The organism is uncultured Senegalimassilia sp. (genome assembly GCF_934636665.1).
Classification (GTDB): domain Bacteria; phylum Actinomycetota; class Coriobacteriia; order Coriobacteriales; family Eggerthellaceae; genus Senegalimassilia.
On the sequence record NZ_CAKUAT010000018.1, the window covers coordinates 25369 to 47236 of the forward strand.

Consider the following 21868-nt stretch of genomic DNA (forward strand, 5'->3'; position numbering starts at 1 on the left):
GCTCAGCGATGTGCCGAAAAGGTATACTGCCGGAAATAAGGAAGAAGTCCGGGAGAGGGCTCAGTGGGAAGCGATTTAGAGAACATACGAGAAGTTCGCAAGGCCGATGCCGGCGGGCGGCGCGTCGTCGAAAGGGCGGCAGCGTGCGCGGCGCTGCGCCAGGCGTTCGACGGCTGCACACTTGCTTTTTTCGGCCTTGCGGTGGTTCGTATTTGGATTCAGTGCAACCTGTACGGCAATTACGTGCTGTCCGATGCCGGGCTGGTCAGCGTCGTCATCAATTTCGTGCGTATCGCGTTCACCGTTTTGCTGGTGGCGTTCGCCCTGCGCGGTTTGATGGGGCGTCGGTCCGCGAAGGCGCTCGAATGGTTCTCCGTTACGGCCATGACGCTGGGCAGCGTGCTGTTCTTCTTAAACGGAACGCTTGATTCCGACGCAGTCTTGTACGCGGCGTGCACGTGCGCGGGGCTGGGCATCGTGTGGGGCGGCGGCATGTGGATGGCGTTCTACCTGCGCTTACGTCCGCGAACGGCTTTGCTGTGCGCATTGGGGTCGCTGGCGTTGGGGTCGTTGGGCGGCTTCGTCATGGGTGCGTTGCCGCGTTCGACGTGCTATCTGGTGGGCGTGTTCCTCCCTACCGTTTCGTATGTGTGCTTCGGCCGGTCGATGCGCGTGGCCGATGAGCGCGGGTGGCCGCAGGCGCCAGGCGGCTTCTCGTCGTCGCGCGAGTGCCCCGCCTTCGCGATCGCCGAGAAGGCGTATGGTGCGGGGTCGCGCGTCGATTTCTTGCGTTTGTTGGCCGGATTGGCATTGTTCATGCTGGTCATGGGCGTGTCGCGAGGTTTCCCGTTCGGCGAATCCATCGCGTTGCCGCTGGGGATGCAACTGTTGCACCAAGGCGGCGTGATCGTACTGTGCATGGCGTGGGCCTGGGCTGCGCTGGGCCGTGGCCGTGCGGTCTCGTCGGCGACGCTGTGGCGTTTCGAGGTGGTTGCGGCGTCGGCGGGCGTGGTGCTGATGGCCACGCTGGAATGGTGGGGTTTTGCCGGCGGTGCGGCGCTCGTGTCCATCGCCAACACCATGACGCTCGGCATTCTGTGGGTCATCTGCTACGACGTCGCGCGCCATTCTTCGTGGAACCCGTACGCGGTGCTCGGCGTGTGCTGGGCGGTGTTTCTGCTCGCACGCGAAGTCGGGCGCTGGGGCATCTTGGTTTTCGCGCCGCAAAGCTCGTTGATGACGCTGCTGGCCGCGTTGATGGTGTGCGTGCTGTCCGTTTCCATCGCGGTGCTGCTTGGCGATAACGTTCCGCGCAGCCGAGCGTTGTTGGCGGGCTTTCCCGGTGAAGAAGCTGATGAAGGCGATGCGAGGCCTGCGGGCCGTGTTGCGGAGGGCGCGGTCGCTGGTCGCGCGGGCGTTGCCGTTGAGGTTGCCGGCGGCGAAGGCGATGCCGTCGAGCTGCCGATTGCCGGGCGTCGCGAAGCGCAGACGGAAAGCGGTGTCGGGTCGAGTTTTGCGGGCGATGTTGCCGAATCGGGACCAGAGCCCGAGGCGGTCTTGCATGCGGCCGACGATGGGGGCATTGCGCGGTTGACCGCGGGATTCGGGCTGACGCGCCGTGAGGCCGAAGTGGCGCTTATGCTCGCGGAGGGCAAAAGCAAGGCGGCGATTGCCGAGCTGCTGGTGCTTTCGGAGAACACCGTGCGCGGCTACGCGAAAAACGCCTACGCGAAGATGGACGTGCATAGCAAACGGGAACTTCAGCAAGCCGTTCGCGAAATGCGTTAGCGAGTTCCGTGTGCCTGACGCTTCGGGGACGTATCCCTAAGTGTCTGGGTTCGCGTCGGGTTTGCGCCTAACGCGCACTGACGTTTCCGGACACTTAATGCTACGTCCCCGAAGCGTCACCGAGCTTCGAGTATCGTGCGCGGCCATGCGAAGGCGGGCTGCGCACGTCCCAAAACACCTGGTCGTTGGGGAGCGGGGGACAAAATGGCGGGCCCCGGCAATTTTGGGGCTCCTCTTTGCCGCCGATGATCGCGCGTGTAGTATGGGCGCATCGTTTATGCTGCAGATCGTTTGGAGGGGAAGCAGATGAAGAAGTTCCTGAACGAGTTCAAGGAGTTCATCAACCGCGGCAACGTGATGGACCTGGCAGTCGGCGTCATCATCGGCGGTGCGTTCACGTCCATCGTCACCGCGCTGACCACCAGTATCATCAACCCGTTGATCTCGGTGGTCGCCGGTGGCGGCGCGGACACCATCTCCGGGCTGGTCGTGCCGGGCACCGACATCGATTTCGGCGCGTTCATCAGCGCCTGCATCAACTTTCTTATCGTCGCGTTCGTGGTGTTCTTGCTGGTGAAGGCCGTGAACAAGGCGCAAAACCTGGGCGAGAAGCTCACGGGCAAGGAAGAGGAGGCCCCTGCGGCCGTTCCCACGTGCCCGTTCTGCCTGGAAGAGGTCAAGGAAGGCGCCACGCGCTGCCCGCACTGCGCAGCGGCGTTCGACGCTCCCGCCAAGGCGGAATAGCGGAGACGGATTCACGCAGCGACGCTTCGGGTGCATTGAGCCCGTGGGCTTGTCGGACGCTCAGCCCTACGTCTCCTAAGCGTCGTGCGTAGGGAAATCGGATTCGAGCGGGATAGCATCGCGTGAAAAGCGCCTGGGTGACCAGGCGCTTTTCACGTTTGCGGCACTGTTTCTTGCTTAAATCAGCGAACAGGTGTACGATGTTTTTGCCGTGATGTTGCTGTGGGGCGGGCAACCCTTGTGGTAACTTGCGGTAGACACACCACAAGGGGAATACGAGAAGCGAAAGAACGGTATGGCAAAAAGCACGGTCAATTACGGCAACGACAGCATCCGCCAGTTGAAGGACGAGGAGCGCGTACGCCTTCGCCCGGCGGTCATATTCGGCTCCGACGGCCTGGATGGCTGCGCTCATGCCGCGTTCGAGATCCTGTCGAACGCGGTCGACGAGGCGCGTCAGGGCTACGGCAATCTGATCACCCTCACCGCCTTCGCCGACGGCTCCATCCAGGTGGAGGACAACGGCCGCGGTTGCCCGCTTGACTGGAACCCCACCGAGAAGCGCTTCAACTGGGAGTTGGTGTTCTGCGAGCTGTACGCGGGCGGCAAATACGACAACAACCAAGGCGGCGACTACGACTTCTCGCTGGGCACCAACGGCCTGGGCTCGTGCGCCACGCAGTACGCCTCCGAGTACATGGACGTCACCGTTTGGCGTGACGGCAACAAGTACCAGCTGCACTTCAAGAAGGGCAAGGTGGTCGGCGCCAAGAAGAAGGCGCTGCAGGTCGAGCCCACCGACGAGGCGCGCACCGGCACCACCATCAAATGGCGTCCTGACCTGGAGGTCTTCACCGCAATCGATATCCCCGACGACTGGTATCGCGAAACCATGCGCCGCCAGGCGGTGGTCAACGCCAACGTCACGTTCCGCCTGCGCATCGAGGGGGAGGACGGCGTCTTCTCCGAAGAGGAGTTCTGCTATCCCAAGGGCATCGAGGACTATGTGATGGAGAAGGTGGGCCATGACTATCTGACCGAGCCCTTCTTCATCCAGGCCGACCGCCGCGGCCGCGATCGCGACGACCTGCCCGACTACAACGTGAAGATCACCGCATGCCTGTGCTTCTCGCGCACGTTCCAGATGCAGGAGTACTACCATAACTCGTCGTGGCTGGAAAACGGCGGATCGCCGGAGAAGGCTGCGCGTAGTGCTCTGACCAGCGCAATCGATGCCTATATCAAGCAACAGGGCAAATACAACAAGAACGAAAGCGCCATCAAGTGGCAGGACGTGCAGGATTGCCTGGTGCTCGTGACCAACTGCTTCTCCACGCAAACGTCCTACGAGAACCAAACGAAGAAGGCCATCAACAACCGCTTCATCCAGCAGGCCATGACGGCGTTTTTCAAGGAACGCCTGGGCACGTACCTGATCGAGAACAAAGAGTCCGCCGACAAGATCATGGAGCAGGTGCTCATCAACAAGCGCTCGCGTGAGAACGCGGAGAAGACGCGCCAGAGCATCAAGACCAACCTGCAGCAAAAGACCGACATGGCCAACCGCGTGCAGAAGTTCATCGACTGCCGCTCCAAGGACAAGGGCCGCCGCGAGGTCTACATCGTAGAGGGCGACTCGGCAGCAGGCGCCATCCGCACGTCGCGCGACGCCGAGTTCCAGGGCGTCATGCCGGTGCGAGGCAAGATCCTCAATTGCCTGAAGGAGGATTACCCGCGCATCTTCAAGTCCGAGATCATCATGGACCTGCTGCGCGTGCTTGGCTGCGGCGTGGAGGTTAACGACCGCCGCATGAAGAACCTTGGCACCTTCGACCTGGACAACCTGAACTGGAGCAAGGTCATCATCTGCACCGACGCCGACGTCGACGGCTACCATATCCGCACGCTTATCCTGGCCATGCTTTATCGCCTGGTGCCCACGCTCATCCGCGAGGGGTTCGTCTACATCGCCGAATCGCCGCTGTACGAGATCAACTGCAAGGAGAAGACCTACTTCGCCTACACCGATCTTGAGAAGAACAACATCCTGAAGGAAATCGACGGGCAGAAGTGCTCCATCAACCGCTCCAAGGGTCTTGGTGAGAACGATCCCGACATGATGTGGCTCACCACCATGAACCCCGAGACGCGCCGCCTGATCAAGGTGGAGCCCGAGGACATCGAGCGCATGGAAACCATGTTCAACCTGCTGCTGGGCAACGACGACGAGGGCCGTAAACGCCACATCGCCGAGCATGGCAGGGAATACCTCGACCAGCTTGACCTGCAATAAGGCGCCTTTCGCAAGGCTGTTGAAGATCTAAACCGGCGGCCGCCCGCAAGACGGCGCCCGCCCATTCGCATCAAGGGGAGACCGTGGCAAGAAAGACCAAAGCACAACCGAAGAAGAAGCATGTGGACAACCCCAACGTGATCGGCCTGCACTCCGAGGTTTTGGAGCAGCCCATCACGCAAACCCTCGAAGTGAACTACATGCCCTACGCCATGAGCACCAACGTGTCCCGCGCGTTCCCGGAGATCGACGGGTTCAAGCCGTCGCACCGCAAGCTTCTGTACACCATGTACAAGATGGGCTTGCTCAACGGCGCGCGCCAGAAGAGCGCCAACATCGTCGGCCAGACCATGAAGCTCAATCCCCACGGCGATTCGGCCATCTACGAAACCATGGTGCGCCTTGCCACGGGCAACGAAGCTTTGCTCACGCCCTTCGTGGAATCCAAGGGCAACTTCGGTAAGTACTACTCCGGTGACCTGAGCTACGCCGCCTCGCGTTACACTGAGGCGAAGCTTTCCCCCATTTGCGCCGAGATCTTCAAGGACATCGACAAGGACCCGGTCGACTTCATGGACAGCTACGACGGCGCCATGAAGGAGCCGCGCCTGCTGCCCACCACGTTCCCCAACATCTTGGTGTCGGCGAACAAGGGCATCGGCGTTGCCATGGCCTCCGACATTTGCGGCTTCAACTTGAACGAAGTGTGCGAAGCCACCATGCACTTCCTTGAGGACCCTGACTGCGACCTGCAGAAATACATGCCTGCGCCCGACTTCTCCACCGGCGGCGAGATCATTTACCGTCGCGAGGAGATGGATCGCATCTACAACACGGGCCTGGGCAGCTTCCAAATCCGCTCGCGCTGGCGCTACCTGCCCGACGAGCGCATCATCGAGGTGTACGAGATTCCCTACACCACGAAAACCGACATCATCATCGAGCGCATCGTCAAGCTGGCGAAAGAGGGGAAGGTGCGCGAGATCGCCGACATCCGCGATGAGACCGACCTTTCCGGCCTGCGCATCGCCATCGACCTGAAGCGCGGCGTCGACCCCGAGCTGCTCATGGCGAAGCTGTTCCGCTCTACCACGCTGCAGGATTCGTTCTCCTGCAACTTCAACGTGTTGGTGGACGGGTATCCGCGCGTTATGGGCGTGCGTCAGATTCTGCAGGAGTGGGTTGCATGGCGCGTGGATTCCACGCGGCGTCGCATGAATTTCGACCTGGGGAAGAAGAGCGACCGACTGCACCTGCTGCACGGCCTTGAGGCTATTTTGCTGGACATCGACAAGGCCATTGCCATCATCCGCAACACCAAGCTGGAGGCCGAGGTCGTGCCGAACCTGATGAAGGGCTTCGGCATCGACGAGGTGCAGGCCGAGTTCGTGGCCGAACTGAAGCTGCGCAACATCAACGAGGAGTACATCCTCAACCGCACAAAGGACATCGCGAAGCTGGAAGGCGACATCGCCGAGCTGAAGGAGGTCCTGGCCAGCGAGCAGAAGATCAAGCAGGTCATCAGCGACGAGCTTGCCGCGGTGAATAAGAAGCACGTGGCGCCGCGCAAAACGGGCCTGGTCGAGCCGGGCGACATCGTGGAAGTCAGCCTGGAGCCCGAGGTGGAGGAATATCCCGTCACCATGATGCTCTCGCGCGACGGCTACCTGAAGAAGATGACCGAGCGCGTGCTGCGCAAGGCCACCACGCTGAAGTACAAGGACGGCGACGAGCCCTTCATCGAGTTCCCGTCGTCGAACACCCACGAGCTGCTGGTGTTCACTGATCAGCGCCAGGTGTACAAGTGCAAGGTGGCGCAGTTCGAAGACACCAAGTCGGCGCAGCTGGGCTCGTACCTGCCCACCGACCTGGGGATGGATCCCGACGAGAGCGTGATCTGGGTAATCGACCCCGAGGACTACAAGGCCGACGTGTTGTTCGTATTCGAGAACGGCCGCGTGGCGCGCGTGGCCTTGGCGGGCTACGTAACGAAGACCAACCGCAAGCGCTTGAAGAACGCCATCTACGGCGGCAGCAAGCTGTTGTTCGCAACTGTGCTGAAAGAGGACCGCGACCTGGCCTTGGTGTCAAGCGACCAGCGTTTGATCAACTTCAACACCTCGCTGCTGAAAACCAAGACCACCAACAGCACGCAAGGTGTTCTGGCATTCACTGCGAAGAACGGCCGCATTGTGACCATGGTGGGCACGGCCGAGGAGTTCCTGGGCGGTACCGCCAGCGTGGAGAAATTCCGCGCGGCAAGCCTGCCCTCCTCCGGCTCGCCCATGAAGGAAACGGACATGAAGAGCCTGTTCGACCTGGAAGAGTAGCAACCGGTGAAGCAGGGCGGACGCGCGACGTGTTGGGCGTGCTGAGCGTGTTGGGCGCGGCCAACACGAAGGGCGTGCCGAGTGTGCTGGATGCATTGGGCGTCGGGTGTGCCGTGCGGGCTAGGCGAGAAGGGTGCGTTCGTCCTGGTAGGTCAGCGGAAAGCAGTTTGGAGAAACATGGCGTCGCAGGATTACGAGATACGATTGTTCGACAAGCGAATCGCCTCGTTCGTGTTCGAGACGAACTGTTTTGGCGAGTCTTGCGCCGTCGGCTTGCGCGTAGAGCCGGGGGCGGAGCGCCTGCTGCCTATGAACCTGGCGGGCTGCTCGAACGATGTCGAGTTGCGGCGATTCCTGGACTCTCGTCGAATCCCGAAGAATCGCGCGTACGTTGAGCGCATCCTTGCGCCGTTCGGGTTGCAGGCTTCCGACACGAAAGGAATCATCGATGTGACGAAGGGCATGTCGATCAATGATTCCTATTGCATTGTTCCCGCAGGTGAACGGCCTTGTTTCGCCGAGTATAACCTGTTTTCTAACAGTTTCGATACGGTACTTTCCATCATTGCGTACACGGGACGCATTCCTTCAAGCCAGGTGGGTTCCGGTATTCCCAGCGAGTTGTCGCCGTCGGGGTCGTTTCCGAAGACGTGGCGCGTTGTGAACGGGCAGCGCGTGCTTTATAAGGCGGCGCACGCCGATGGCTTGGGCCTTGAACCTGTGTCCGAGTACTTGGCAAGCCAGGTTGCCGCTGCCATGGGATTACCTCATGTCGCATATGACCTGGATGCTTGGCAAGGACGCCTGTGCTCGACGTGCGTTTTGATGAATGATGCGGAAACATCGTTCGTGCCGTTCGCCTATATGCTTGATCGCGATGCGAAAGACGAGATGAACTTGGAGCGCGCGTTGGCGTTCTTCGATGAGCTCGGCGAAGAGGCTGCGCAGCGGTTTCGGTCCATGTTGGTGTTCGACGCGGTGATTATGAACCCCGATCGTCACATGGGCAACTATGGCGTGTTTCGCGATAACCGCACTGGGCGCGTGCTGGGCTTTGCGTCCATTTTCGACAACAATTTGGCGTTGCTTCCGCAATATGGTACGGAAGCACTTACTGAAGAGTTTCTGCGCGAGCGCTTCGCCGCTACGCTCGGCGCGTTCGGTCCGACAGCTTATCAGCAGGCCCGTGCGGCTTTGGGCCCGCAGCAGCGAGAGCAGCTTGAGCGTTTGCGTGATTTCGCGTTCGATGGTGCAGCGTTGGCGCGCGTGGGGCGGCAGGCGGATGGTTTTGCGTTTTCGGAGCAGCGTTTGCTTACGCTCGGGCGTGCTGTTCGGGAAAACGCCACCGCCCTGTTGAAGGGCTGATGGTGAAAATTCCGCATTTCGTCGGAAATGCGGCTGTGAAAAACCTGCATTTCGTAGGAATCAGCCCTTTAAAAACTGTGCATTTCGTAGGCGTGCTGCAGAATCACGCGTGGGAAGCAATGATTCTGCAGTGAAAAAATCCAGCGTTGACCTGGGGTGTTACATTGCTGGGCGTACGGCATGGTCAGCGTTGTCAACGTGATGGGATGATTCGGGCGTTTTGGCTCGGGGGAAGGCGGCGGTATGAAGGTGCTGCATGTTTCCGATTTGCATATCGGGAAGCGCGTTAACGGCATGTCGATGCTGGACGATCAGCGCTATATTCTGCGGCAGATACTGGATATTGCGGAGAAGCACCAGGTCAGCGTGTTGCTGATTGCCGGCGACATCTACGACAAGGCATCGCCGAGCGCCGAGGCGGTCACCGTGTTCGACGCGTTTTTGACCGATGCGGTGGCGGCGGGTTTGCGCGTGCTGGCCATCCCCGGCAACCATGATTCCGCCGAGCGCATCGCCTATGCGCAGGGGCTGTTGGAGAAGCAGGGCGTTTGCCTGCCTCCGGTGTATGCGGGCGAAGTCGAGCGGGTTGAGCTTGAGGATGAGCACGGGCCGGTGGAGTTCTGGCTGCTGCCGTTTTTGAAGCCCGGCGACGTGCGCAGGTTCTTCCCCGATGAGGAAATCGGCGACGACTATTCGGCCGCGTTGCGTGCGGTGCTGAGCGCGTGCGATATCGACCAGGGGAAACGCAACGTTGTGCTGTCGCACCAGCTGGTGACGGCGTACGGCACGGCGCCCGATCGCGCCGACGACGAGATCAAGCTGGGCGGCATGGATAACGTGGACGTGTCGGTGTACAACGCGTTCGACTACGTGGCGCTCGGGCATGTGCACCGCTCGCAGCGCGTGGGGCGCGACACCGTGCGTTATTCGGGCTCGCCGCTGAAGTATTCGTTTAGCGAAGCGCGGTATGGCAAGAGCGTGGCGCTGGTTGAGCTAGGGGAGAAGAAACCGGGCGATGACGTGGGCGAATGCGTATCGTTCGAGCTGATTCCGCTCGTGCCGCTGTATGACGTGCGCGAGGTTCGCGGCACGCTGGCGGATGTGCTGGCGATGGGTGCCGCAGCGGGCGGTTCGCTGGTGGATGCCGGAGTTTCGGCTGGCGGCGCCAACGATGGGAAGGCGGCGGATGACGCCAACGACGAGGCGGCGCTGGCCGATGGCGCCGGTGATGCGGCTGTGCAGGCTGACGATGTGTCCGCGCCGGCCGCCGCGGTGCGCGATGCCTCACAGGACTACCTACACATCACGCTTTCCGATGAGCATCCGCAGTTGGACGCTATGGCGAAGATCCACGAAGTGTTCCCCAACGCCATGATGCTGGACTATGACAATGTGACGGTGCTTGTCGACCGCCCGCAAACTCAGCTTACGGCGGACCCCGACAGCATGGACACGTTGGAGATGTTCGGCGCCTTCTATGAAAGCCAGGTGGGCAATCCCCTGGATGATGAGCAGCAAGATTTCGCGCGCAAGCTGATTGCGAAGGTTGAGGACTCGGCCGCAAAAGGCCCCGATGGGCAGGAAGAGGGTGCGCAATGAAGCCGCTGAAGCTGACCATGTCCGCGTTCGGACCGTATTCTGGCGAGACGGAAATCGACTTTCGGACGCTTGGCTGCTCGGGTGTGTACCTGGTGTGCGGCGACACGGGCGCGGGCAAAACCATGATCTTCGACGCCATCTGCTTCGCGTTGTTCGGCGAGGCAAGCGGCGACAGCCGAAACGGTGCCCGGTCTTCCGCAAGTTTGCGCAGCGATTTCGCCGATCCGGCAAGCAAAACGTTCGTTGAGCTGGAGTTCTCCTATCGCGGGCAGACCTATCGCGTAAAGCGCAATCCCGATTACGAGCGTGCTAAGAAGCGCGGCGAAGGCACCACGAAAGAGCCTGCGAACGCGGAGATCGAGCTCCCTGACGGGCGTTGCATCAGCGGCGTGCGCAAGGTGAACATGCAGGTGGAAGAGCTGCTGGGCATCGATGCGAACCAGTTCAAGCAGATCGTCATGCTGGCGCAGGGCGAGTTTCGTAAGCTGCTCACGGCCGACACGGCAACGCGCGAGGGCATCTTCCGCAAGCTGTTCGCCACGCAAAAGTACGAGATGCTGCAAGATCGCCTGGGCGAGGAGTGCCGCAAACTCGAGCGCGAGAACGAGAAGCTGAAAAGCGAGGTTTTGCGGTGCGCGCAAACCGTCCGTTTTGCGGCAGAGGATGCGCGCGAGGAGGAGCTCGACGAGCGCCGTCGCAGCGGAGCGCCTATGGGCGCGTGGCTGGTCGAGCTGCTTGAGGGGCTTTTGACGCGCGATAAGGCAGAGTCTGCGCAGCTCAGCGAGCAGGTCGAGGAGTTGCGTCGAAAATGGGCGGATGCTAATGCGCTGGTGAAGCAGGTGAAGAACCGTCCGCGTTACGAGCAGGAACGTGCGGCGCTTGCCGAAGAGGTTGCCCAGCACGAGGGGCGGACGGAAGGTTTGCAGGCGGCGCTGCAGCAGGAGTGCGCGCACGATGCCGAACGCCTGGAGGCAACCGAGCGCGCGGCGGTTATCGAGGGGACGTTCGCGAAATACCAGGCGCTGCAGCGTGCCGATCAGGGGCTTTCGGCTGCGAAGGAAGCGTTGTCGCGTGCTGAGCAGGCTTCCAAGGCTGCTCAGGCAGCTGCCGGCAAGGCGGAAGAGCAGCGGGCGCAGGCGGCGCAGGCCGTGGAGAAACTTGCGGGCTCGGACGTTCGCCAGGCGCAGGCGCAGGCGGCGTTCGATGCGGCGCAGCTGCGCGTGAATGCCGCGGGCGAGGCGCTTGCGGGCGCAAAAGACCTTGCTGCCAAGGTTGCGGCGGCGCAAAAGGCCCGAAAGCAGGTGCAAACCTTGCTGGAGCAGGAAGAGTCGCTGGTTGGGGCCGAACGCAAAGCGCAGGATACGGTTGCGCAGGCGAAGGCGGCAAGCGAGTCGTTCGCCGGCGCTGACGTTGCGCTGAGCGAGGCGGGCGCCGCGCTCGATCGCGCGTTGCGTGCGGAGCAGGATGCTTCCCGGGCGGTGCAGCGTCGCGGCGAATTGCAGCAGGCGGCTCAGGCTGCGGCCGAGCCGCACCTTCGTGCCGTCGAGCGGCTCAAAGCTGCGGAAGTCGTTCATGATAAGGACTTGGCGCAGGTGCAGCAGCTGCAAAAGGCCCAGCGTGCGGGTCGTGCGGGTCTGCTTGCGGCAGATTTGCAGGATGGTTTGCCCTGTCCGGTGTGCGGTTCGGTGCATCATCCCATGCCGGCGCAGGCGGCGGGCAGCATCCCGAGCGATGATCAGATCGACAAGGCAACGGCCATTGAGGCTGCATCGAAGGCGGCGGTCGATCAGGCGGCGCGCGAAGCCGAGGGTGCAAAGACTCGTCGCGAGACCGCGCAGCTTGCGCTTGATGAGTTCGACAAGGAGCATGGCGGCGAGCAGAGCATCGCGCAAGTTCTTGAGCAGGCGCGCAATGGCGTTGCGGCCGCGAAGCATGCGAAGGCAGATGCGCAGCTGCGTTGCGACGAGGCGACGCGCGCTGCGAAGGCGCTTGCCGACGCTGAGGCGGCGCATGAGCGTTCTGCAACGGCGTTGTCGCAGGTCAAGGACGCCCGCCAGGCTGCGGAGCGCGATCACGCGTCGGTCGAGGCCGAAGCGCGCGCCCTTAAGGAGCGCCTGGCGGTTGTTTCCGTGGACGAAGCCCAGCGCGCGTTCGAGAACGCGCAGCATGATGCAAGCGTCGCGCAAACCGAGCTGAACAACGCCGAACGCGCGGTCTCCGCGCTCGCCGCCGCTCAGCGCGGCCAGCAAGCTGCGGAAGAAGCTGCGAAACAGGTGGCCGAGCAGGCGCGCAAGGCCGGGGAGACGCTGCAAAACCAAACGCAAGCGCAGCAGCTTGCCGAGCAGGAGGCGAAGCATCTGCGCGCCGACCTGGACTTCCCCTCGCTCGATGCGGCTCAAACCGAGGCCGCGCGGCTGCGTCAGCTGGCCGACGGCCTGAAGCGCAGGCGCGATGCGGCCCAGCGGGCGGTCGAGCAAAACACGCAGCAACTTGCAACCAAACGCGAGCTGCTGGCTGCGAAGGACAAGCAGCTGGCCGAGCTGCCCGCAGGCGACGCTGCCGCAGCGGCAAAGGAGCGCAGCGACTACGAGGAGCAGGGCAAACTGGCCAACGAGCGCCTTGGCGCCGTGAACCTGCGCGTTTCCGCGAACGGGGAGTGTCTTGAGCAGCTGCGCAAAACGCTGAAGCGCGCGGGCGATATCGAAGAACGCTACGGCCGGATCAAGCTGATGGCCGATGCCGCGAACGGCAACCTGACCGGACGCGCAAAAGTCCGCTTCGAGGCGTACGTGCAGGGCATGTACTTCGACAAGGTCATCGCGGCGGCGAACCAGCGCCTGCGCGTGCTGACGGCGGGGCAGTTCGAGCTGGTGCGCTGGTCGGAGTCTGCGGGCAACTCGAAGGCCGGCCTGGGGCTGTACGTCATCGACAGCTTCACCGGGCGCGCCAGGGATGCGTCGTCGCTTTCGGGAGGCGAATCGTTCCAAGCGTCGCTGTGCCTGGCGCTGGGGCTTTCCGACATCGTGCAGGCTCACGCCGGCGGCATCGAGCTCGACACCATGTTCGTGGACGAGGGCTTCGGCTCGCTCGACCAGGGTGCGTTGGGCAACGCCATCAGCCTGCTGTCTGACCTGTCGGGCGGCAACAAGCTGGTGGGCATCATCAGTCACGTTGAGGATCTGAAGGCGAATATTCCCAAGCGCATCATCGTGGCCAAAACCCAATCCGGCTCTACCGCAAAAGTAGAAGCCTAGGGGTTTTCGAACGAATCGACGGCCTTTGCGCTAGGCGGCAACGCCCGGCGCAAAGGCCGTCGCGTTTTATTAAGGCCGATAACGCATGTCGTAAGGGGCGTCGGGGTTTAGGGCGGATAACACATGCCCCAATGGCTGCCAGTTTCAGGCTGGCGATGCCGGCCGCCGCACAGCCGATGGTCAAAACTTGCACCCGCTGCAAGTTTTGACCATGCCATCGACGAAACTTGCAAATCCAACAAGTTTCGTCGATGCATGAGAGCGTCTGTAGCGCGCTTTCGTTTCAGATAATTCGTTAATAGCGGAAGCGAATAGCAGTTCGCTTCCGCTAATGCGCATCTTACGGAAGCGAAACTCATTTCGCTTCCGTAAAGCCTTACCTAACGGAAGTGAAACACGATTCGCTTCCGTTATCCCTTGCTTAATGGAAGCGAATCGCGATTTCCTTCCGTTGGCTCATGCTTCAAGGAGGCAAACCTCCATCAATTTCCTTAGTTGAAGCCGAGGAGGAATCAATGCGGGCACGTTTACGCGTCGGATACGTTGGCTGGACACATAGCGCTATGCCCCCCTAAGTGTCCAGCGGGGGGTTGGCGATGGCGGGACTCGGTGAGTCGGCGAAGTTGGCGGGCCCCGTTAACTTCACGAGGCGGCGAACGCGGTGGGCTTGGCGCTCTGGCGGTCCGTCGGGAAACAGGCATGTTCGCGCGCCGAACACTTTGGGGACACTTTGGGGACGTAGCGCTAAGTGTCCGACGGAGTTGGTGGGCTCCATGGTCTCGTTGGCCTTGCGGTTCGGCACGTCCTCAGCGTCCGTGCGTTTCCGCCCTCCCTGTGCTCGGCTTGCGTCAATGCCCGAAAGCGGGTGATTCCTTTCACCTGGTGTTTTACCGTATGATAGGCGAAGCGAAGGGGGGATTATGATCGATGAGATAAAAGCGAACACCCGCTGCCTGGGATGGGGATTCTTGCTGGCTTGGGCGTTTTGCGCGTTCTATTCCGGGTCCATGGACGGGTCGTCCATGGTGGTCGACGCAATGGGAGGCGGCGTTGCCAGGCGCCTGGCGGTGAGCGTGTTGCCAGTCGGTTCAGCGGTGGTGTCGCTGATCGTCATCGTTGCGGCGGAGCGCCGGCTCGGACCGCCGACGAACTGCCGCGCGCTCATCGTCGCTGCGCCTTTGGCGGTGACCGCCACCACGCCGATGCTGTTCCTTCCGGCGTACGGCTTCGCCGCAACGCCGTTTTTGTTCGCCGCGTCGGCAATCCTCACGGGCGCGGGCAGCGCGCTCATGTGGGTGATGTGGGGCCAGCTGTACGCGCGCTTGCCGCAAGACGCCGTCGAATCGTGCGCGCCGGCGTCCGCGTTCGTTGCCGCGCTGCTGTCGATTGCCACCATGGCGGTGCCTCACGGCGCGTCGATTGCGCTTGTTTCGATATATCCGCTTATCAGCGGCGTGTTGCTCTGGCGTGCTTGGCTCGAGGTCAGCGCTTCTGCCTCGGCAGACCACGCGTCCCTGCCTGCCGCCCCGCTTCCGTTGCGCGAAGCGTTCGGCTCCATGGGCCGCGGAGGCTTCGGCATCTTGGCGGCGTGCATGTTCGTGAGCATCGAGGGCTCGTTTTGGGCGTCGTCCTCGGCCGATGCGTCCCATGCCGTGATCATCTTCGTGGTAAGCGCCCTGTTCATGGCGGTGGTCAGCGTGTCTGCAACCGCCGGGCCGCGCCGCGTGTCCCTGTCGTTCGCGTATCGGTGGATGTGCCCGCTTATGGTCGCCGGATTCGCCGCGATTATCGTGCTTGGCGCGAAAACGGGGGCTTTTGCGGCCGCGGGCGTGGGCATCGCCTCGCGTTTCGCGTTTTGCGTCATCACGCAGATGTACTTCGCGTCCTACGCCGCCCGCGGAGCGGCCACCCCGGTGCAGTCGTACGCCGTGGGCTGGCTGTTCGTCCACGTGGGCGATTTGCTCGGCCTGCTGGTGTCGTTTCCCCTGCAGGGCGCGATAGGCGCTAGCGCCATCGAGCCTTCCGGGGCAGCGGCGGTGCTGATCGTCGCGTTGGTCGCCGCGGTCATGCTGGCGCTCAACGACGAAACCAGGTTTTTGTCCTGGGAAACGCCCCAGTCTTATGCGGGCGCGGTTTGCGCGGCGTCGGCTTCGGCGGCGGGCATGGATGCGGCAGTGGGCGCCGGTGCGGGCGCGGCAACGGGCGCTGGTGCAGCCGTGGACGTTGACACGGTGGATGCCGCGAGCGCAGCTAGCGAAGCGAAGGCCGGACAGGTAGCGCTACGTCCCCAAAGTGTCAGGGGTGCGGGCGGGGAAGGCGAAGGCGCGGCTGGCGAAACGGGCGTGAGTGCGCCGGTTGCCGTTGGCGCTTCTCCTTCCGCCACCTCCTCGCAAAACCCTCAGCCTGTGGATTTCATCGGGCAGCGGGTGGCGCTGTTGGCTCGCGAGCATAAATTGACGCCGCGCGAAACCGAGGTGTTCGGGCTTTTGGCGCACGGGCGCTCCATCCCATACGTCCGCGACGCCCTTATCATCAGCCGCGACACGGCTGCCACGCACGCGAAGCATATCTACGCGAAGCTCGACGTGCACTCGCGCCAAGAGCTCATCGACCTGGTCATGAGCAACGAGCTGTAGCCCCAAACGCAAAAAGGGACGCCCCGAAGGACGCCCTCTTTTGCGGTTTCGCAAATCGCACAAATCTCGCCGCGCGTAAGCGCACGGGGTGATCCCGGTCCGGCATCACCCAAACCTTCCCGGCCCCGCGTCGCTCGCCGCGCGCAAGGCTCGCGGGCAAACCCGAATCCGGCATCGCTCAATCCTGCTATGCCTCGTGGGTCCCGGCCCTGCGCGCCTCGCGAGCGCTCCGCGGCTCCCGCTACTTCACGCCGCAGGCGTGCTTGGCGGCGATGCGGGCGAACGTGGCCGTGCGGCCTGCGTTGATGCCCGTGAAGTTGCTCGGATAGTTGTGCGGATAGAATCCGCCCTGGTCGTTGCCGCACACGTACAGGCCCTCGATGACGCTGCCGTCCTCGCGCAGCGGCTGGCTGTTCGTGTCGGTAATCACGCCGTGGAGAGTCACGAGCATGGTGCCGGCGATGCGCGCCGCGTAGAACGGCGGCTGCGACACCGACGACATGCGGTACATCGGCTTGCCGAAGTCCACGTCCTCGCCCTGCTCGTACAGCTTGTTGTAGCGCTCGACCGTGGCCAGGAACGTCTTCTTCTCCTCGCCGGTGAAGCCCATGACGTCGGCCAGCCCCTCAAGCGTGTCGGCCTTCTTCAGCACGCCCTTCTCCAGCGCCGGGCCGATCCAGAAGTTGTCGAGGTTGTCCTTGCCGACCGCTTCAAGGCTGTACACGTCGGCGTTGAACGCGGTCCCCGACGGCGCCGGCACGATGCGCGAGCAGCCGCAGGTGTCGAAGCGCTCGGCGTCCTCGTAGTACTTGCCGTCGAACACCTCCCAGCTGTAGTGGCCGGGCTGGTTGCAGCCCATGGCGTAGCTCATGGGATAGCACTGGTCCTCGTTCATGAAGCGCTCGCCGCGCGTGTTCACGTGCAGGTAGGGTTGGCTTCCCATGATGAACAGCTCGCCGTTGTAGGGCTTGCCGAACGTGGTGTCGTCGGTCATGCCGCCGCGGTTCCAGATCATCGAGCCGCCGCCGGCCTCAAGCTGGCCGCCGGCCCACAGGGCCATCTTGATGCCCTGGCCCTTCTCGCACGTGGCGCTGCCGGTGACGCACCAGTCGGTCACGCCGGGCTGCAGGGCCTCGAGCATCTCGTCGTTGGCGCCGTAACCGCCGGTGCACAGGATGACGCCCTTCGCCACGTTGATCTTGATGTAGCTGCCGTCGGCCTGCGTGGCATACACGCCGGTCACGCGGCCGTCGGCGTCCTGGATCAGCTGCTCGGCGGGCGTAAGGAACTTGATCTCGCCGCCCAGGCTCTCGAACACCTGCTGCAGCATTTTAACGTGCATGTAGGCGGTGTAGTTCGGGCCGTCGGGGTTGTACTCGCCCAGGCAGGGGTTGTAGCACATGGCCGGGTAGTAGGCATGCTCGTCGTCGGGCTTGTGCCATTCGAACGGGAACACCATTCCCAGCGGCGCCAACGTCTCGGCCATCCACTCAATCATCTCGCCGGACTTCTCGGCCCAGGTGCGGTACAGCGGCGGGTTGATGTCGCCGGATTCGACCTGGCTGGCGTAGTTGATGAGCTTCGCCACGTCCTCGGTGTGCTCGCCGGCCAGCTTGGAGTTCAGCGCGCCGATGGCCTCGCGTGCGCATGCCAGGCCGTTGGACGCCTCCAGAACGATGACCTTTGCGCCCGCCTGCGCCGCGGTGGTGGCGGCCACCATGCCGCCGTTGCCGGCGCCGACCACGACCACGTCGGCGTCGAAGGTTTCGGCGACCTTCTGCGGGACGGCCGGCTTCTCGCACCAATCGGCTTTTTCGGCGGCTTCCTGGCGCTCCAGGTCCTCCTTTGTGGTCACGGCGGGGGCGCCGCAACCCGTCAGCGCGCCGGCGGCAGCCAGGGCGCCTGCTGCGCCGAAGCCGGTGAGGAAGCTTCGGCGGCTTAACGTCTTATTGCTCATATGGTTGCTCCTGTTTCGCGTTAGGCCTGGTCGGGAAGCAGTTTCGCTTCTTGGGCGGAAATCCAGCCCTCGGGGACCTGCATGTCGGCGTGGCACTGCGTGCAGGTGAGCACGCTGGCGCGGTGCGCCTTATGGCAATCGGTGCAGGCCTGCTGGCCGTGCTGCCAGGAGTGCGGGTTGCGGATCCTGATGGCGGGGTTGTCGGTTTTGACCTCGGTCATGGCGGTCAGGTCCTCGCGCGTCATGTTGTGGCAGTCTTTGTTCAGGCAGAACTGGTCGCCCTGGACGCCGCGCGCCTCGGTCAGCTGGTCGGTGCTGCGCTCGGTGAGCACGCCGTCGGGGTTGCCGTCGGTGGCCACCAGGGTGTAGTTGCCGCCGAGCCATTCCATGCCCTCGTTGATCTGCTCGCTCATGACGGGCTGATGGCAGGTCAGGCAGTCGGCGTCGCTGCTGTTGGTGCGATGCGCGGCGGACAGCATGCCGGACGCGTCGGCCACGGGGTTGCCCCACTTGTCGGTTGCGGGTTGCCCGGGCGTCGCCTCGTAGGTTTCCAGGTAGCCGTCCATCGGCGTGTGGCAGATGGCGTTGCAGAAGCTGGGCTGCCCGTGCCAGACGAACGCCCCGATCGCGGCAACCACCACGACGACCGCGACCACGCCGCCCACGATGGCCCCACGCCGCACGCGCTTCGGCGCAGGCGCATTCTCGTTTTCGCTCACATGTTCTCCTCTCCTTGAGTTCCTTTTCTCTTGCTACGTGCGAGCAAGGAAAAGAATAGGGAAAACCCCAAGGAGAAAGAATTGCATAGAGTAGGGTATATCAACGTTTCCGCAGGTCAGAAAGGTAGCGAAGGGGGTAGGGGAGGCGGCTACGGGATGCTTGCCGCAAGCCCGGTGCGGCAAGCCCGCAACCCGCTGACTCGCGAGTCGTTGCGTGTTCGCCGCGCCCCTGGCGCGCTCGGCTTGCGGGCCCGCCGCTCCCCGTTACCTCACCCGATACTTCCCCAGCGTGGCCTTCAGCTTCTCTAGCTCGATCGGCTTCGACAGGTGGTCGTTCATGCCGGACTCCTTGGCTTGCGCCACGTCCTCGGTGAAGGCGTTGGCGGTCATGGCGATGATGGGCACGTCGGCGGCGTCGAGCTTGTCGCACAGGCGGATGGCGCGCGTGGCCTCGTAGCCGTTCATCTCGGGCATCATGACGTCCATGAGGATGGCGTCGAACGTGCCGGCGGGCTTGACGCGGAACGCCTCGAGCGCCTCTTTGCCGTTGGCAGCGGTGGTGACCAGCGCGCCTTCGTTCTCCAGCAGCGTCTGGGCGATCTCGGTGTTCAGCTCGTTGTCCTCGACCAGCAGGATGCTCATGCCGCAAATGTCGCAATCCGCGGCGTCCACCGACGTTTCCGCAACTTTCTCAGGCGTCTGGTCGATCACAAACGGCAGGTCAACGGTGAACGTGGTGCCCCGGCCCAGCTCGCTTTCCACGGAGATGCTGCCGCCCATGCTCTTCACGAGCCCCTTCACGATGGGCATGCCCATGCCCGTGCCCTGGTAGTTGCTGCGCGCGTCGTCGTTGGCTTGCGCGAACGGCTCGAACAGGTGCTTGAGGAACTCCGGCGACATGCCGATGCCCGTGTCGCTGATGATGAAACGGTAGACGACCTTGTCCCCGACCAGGTCGATCTGCTCGGCGGTGCAGCGCACGGTGCCGCCGGGTTTGTTGTACTTGATGCAGTTCTCCACCAGGTTCAGGAACACGCGGCGCACGTGCAGGGGGCTGCCGTACACGTTGGGGTATTCGAAGGTCTCCGGGCCGCTGGTGGTCAGCGTGACGTCGCGGCTGCCGGCGCGGATCTGCCCCAGCACGAAGATGTCCTGGCAAAGGTCCGTCAGGTTGAACGGCTCGTTCTCCAGCACCACGGCGCGGTCCTCGATCTTGCTCATCTCCAGGATGTCGTTGATCAGTGTGAGCAGATGGTTGGCCGCCATCTTGGCCTTCGCGCGGTTCTGGCTGATCAGCTCCACGTTGTCAGGGTGCTGGTCGCCTATCTCCAAAAGCCCCAGGATGCCGTTGAGCGGCGTGCGGATGTCGTGGCTCATGCGGGCGAGGAACGCGGTTTTGGCGGCGTTCGCCTCTTGCGCCCTGCGCTGCGCCTCGCGCGCGCTGTGCAGCGACCACACAAGGATGGCGATCGTGCCCGCAAGCAGCAGGGCGATTAGCGTGAGGATGGGCGCGCGGTAGCGCTCGACGAACTTAGCGAATTCGGATCGATCGTCCGAATAGGAATAATGCGAATACGCGCTTGCCGCGATGTCGTCGGTGGCGTTGATGATGCCCTTGTTCACGATGCTGAGCAGCTGCGCGTCGCCTTGCCGCAGCCAGCAGGCCAGCGCGATGCTCTTGGGCATTTCGGAGGTGACAAGGTTCCCCAGGTCGACCTGGTCGCGCAGCGTGTCAAGCCCGGTGACGGTCATGATCATGCATGTCGCCTTGCCTGCCTTGATGGCGTCGATGCACGCATGGGCGTCGGGGTATTGCGTGATGGTGGCCTCGGGGTAGCGCACCTTCAGGTCGATGTCGTCAAGCAGCGAGCGGTCGTGGTACGCGATGTCCTTCAGCGCGTCGTCAAGGTTGCCGCCCGCGTAGATGGCCACGAGCGAGGTGGTGCTCATCATGGACGACTGGATGAACCCCGCCTGTTCGGCAAGCCAATAGTCCCTGTTGATGGGCATGGCCGCATCGATGCTGCCGTCGCGCAGCGCGTCGGTCAGCTCCTCGTTCGACTCGAACGCCATCTCGTTCACCGTGATGCCGAACTGCTCCCTCAAGGTGGCCACCAGGGCGGAAAGCGAGCCCTCCATCTGCCCGTCCTCCCCTTGGTTGGAGAACGGCAGCAGGTTGTCCAGATACCCCACGGTGATGGTGTTGCCGTGCTCGGCAAGCCAGGCGGTCTCGGGGCTGGTTAGCGCCGACGATCCGCTGTTGCGCGCGGAGTAGCGCGCCTTCACCTCGTCGTTGTAGCGCGGGTTGGTGCTCCTGAGCATGGTCGTGGCCGCGTTGATGTCGTCCATAAGGTCCTGGCGCGAATTAGGCACGGCGAAGTAGTAGTTGCTCTCGCCCACGGAGAACACGGGCATGGCGTCGGCGGACGATATGGTGTCGTTCATGATGATGGCGTCCACTTCGCCGGAGGAAAGCGCCCCGAACAGCTCGTCGCCGCTGCTGTAATAGCGGTAGTCGCAGGTGATGCCCTGATTCTCGATCCATTGTTGGCCCACCTCGGTTTGCACGACGCCGGGGTTTACTCCGATGGTCATGCCGTTGAGCGCGGCCGGGTCGTCCATTCCCAGCGCGTCGTTGGTGGGTTTTGCGTAGATGTAATAGTGCTCCACGCCCTGAGGGTTCGACGAGAACAGCAGCTTATCGGCACGCTCGGGGGTATAGGAGATGTTGGGCATGAGGTCGATCTCGCCGGCCTCCAGCTTCTCTATGAGCTCGGGGAAGGTGCCGGGGACGTACTCGTATTTCCAGCCGGGGGTGTAGTAGGACAGCGTTTGCAGGTACTCGTAGCCCCACCCGGACAGATATTCGCCGGGCATGCCGTTTTGGAAGCCCTGGTTGCTGAGCAGCCAGCCCACGCGCACGGTTTTGATCTCGGAGGATTCGGATTGCGAAGGAGTGTCAGGGGCCTGCTCCTGGGCGGATGCCAAGCCAAGCGGCGCCAGCGAGACGCAGGTGGCGGCCAGTACCGCGCTCAACGCAAGCGCGACGGCGCGTCGGCCAACGGCGCGGAGCGTGTACGAGAATTTCAAGACGGTCTCCCCCAAATGATAAGCATAGAAGCGATGCACATGCGATTCTAGCAGATGAACCGGCGAACGCGAGGGGAGCTGCCCCAGCAAAGG

Annotated in this window: 11 protein-coding genes; 8 read left to right on the plus strand and 3 right to left on the minus strand. The window is 62.9% G+C overall.

Features of this window, described 5'->3' with window-relative positions:
- Nucleotides 1–63: 63 nt before the first annotated feature.
- The 8 genes from Q0G75_RS07875 (at nt 64) to Q0G75_RS07910 (ending at nt 16009) form a co-directional block, all read left to right on the plus strand.
- The gene (locus Q0G75_RS07875; protein WP_294416518.1) at nt 64–1788 is read left to right on the plus strand and encodes a helix-turn-helix transcriptional regulator; all 1725 of its coding nucleotides are present in this window, start codon (nt 64–66) and stop codon (nt 1786–1788) included.
- A gap of 306 nt (nt 1789–2094) precedes the next feature.
- The gene (gene mscL / locus Q0G75_RS07880) at nt 2095–2532 is read left to right on the plus strand and encodes a large conductance mechanosensitive channel protein MscL (RefSeq protein WP_294416516.1); all 438 of its coding nucleotides are present in this window, start codon (nt 2095–2097) and stop codon (nt 2530–2532) included.
- Between the two features lie 295 nt (nt 2533–2827).
- Nucleotides 2828–4825, plus strand: a complete 1998-nt coding sequence (locus Q0G75_RS07885; RefSeq protein ID WP_294416514.1) for a toprim domain-containing protein — start codon at nt 2828–2830, stop codon at nt 4823–4825.
- 83 nt (nt 4826–4908) lie between these two features.
- The gene (locus tag Q0G75_RS07890; RefSeq protein ID WP_294416512.1) at nt 4909–7155 is read left to right on the plus strand and encodes a DNA gyrase subunit A; all 2247 of its coding nucleotides are present in this window, start codon (nt 4909–4911) and stop codon (nt 7153–7155) included.
- Between the two features lie 177 nt (nt 7156–7332).
- On the plus strand, nt 7333–8520 hold the full coding sequence (locus Q0G75_RS07895; RefSeq protein WP_294416510.1) for a hypothetical protein: 1188 nt from the start codon (nt 7333–7335) through the stop codon (nt 8518–8520).
- Nucleotides 8521–8763: 243 nt separating this feature from the next.
- Entirely contained in the window at nt 8764–10119 is a 1356-nt protein-coding gene (locus tag Q0G75_RS07900; RefSeq protein WP_294416508.1) for an exonuclease SbcCD subunit D, read from the plus strand.
- Entirely contained in the window at nt 10116–13373 is a 3258-nt protein-coding gene (locus Q0G75_RS07905; RefSeq protein WP_294416506.1) for an AAA family ATPase, read from the plus strand. The genes Q0G75_RS07900 and Q0G75_RS07905 overlap by 4 nt, the downstream gene beginning before the upstream one ends.
- 920 nt (nt 13374–14293) lie before the next feature.
- Nucleotides 14294–16009, plus strand: coding sequence for a helix-turn-helix transcriptional regulator (locus Q0G75_RS07910; protein ID WP_294416505.1), 1716 nt, complete (start codon nt 14294–14296; stop codon nt 16007–16009).
- 241 nt (nt 16010–16250) lie between these two features.
- Here Q0G75_RS07910 and Q0G75_RS07915 read toward each other — a convergent pair whose 3' ends face one another.
- From Q0G75_RS07915 to Q0G75_RS07925, 3 genes are all read right to left on the minus strand, one after another.
- On the minus strand, nt 16251–17966 hold the full coding sequence (locus Q0G75_RS07915) for an FAD-dependent oxidoreductase (protein ID WP_294416504.1): 1716 nt from the start codon (nt 17964–17966) through the stop codon (nt 16251–16253).
- A 20-nt stretch (nt 17967–17986) separates the two neighbouring features.
- The gene (locus Q0G75_RS07920; protein ID WP_294416502.1) at nt 17987–18685 is read right to left on the minus strand and encodes a cytochrome c3 family protein; all 699 of its coding nucleotides are present in this window, start codon (nt 18683–18685) and stop codon (nt 17987–17989) included.
- A gap of 264 nt (nt 18686–18949) precedes the next feature.
- A complete protein-coding gene (locus Q0G75_RS07925; RefSeq protein WP_294416500.1) occupies nt 18950–21775 on the minus strand; it encodes a transporter substrate-binding domain-containing protein in 2826 nt (941 codons plus the stop codon).
- Nucleotides 21776–21868: the final 93 nt, after the last annotated feature.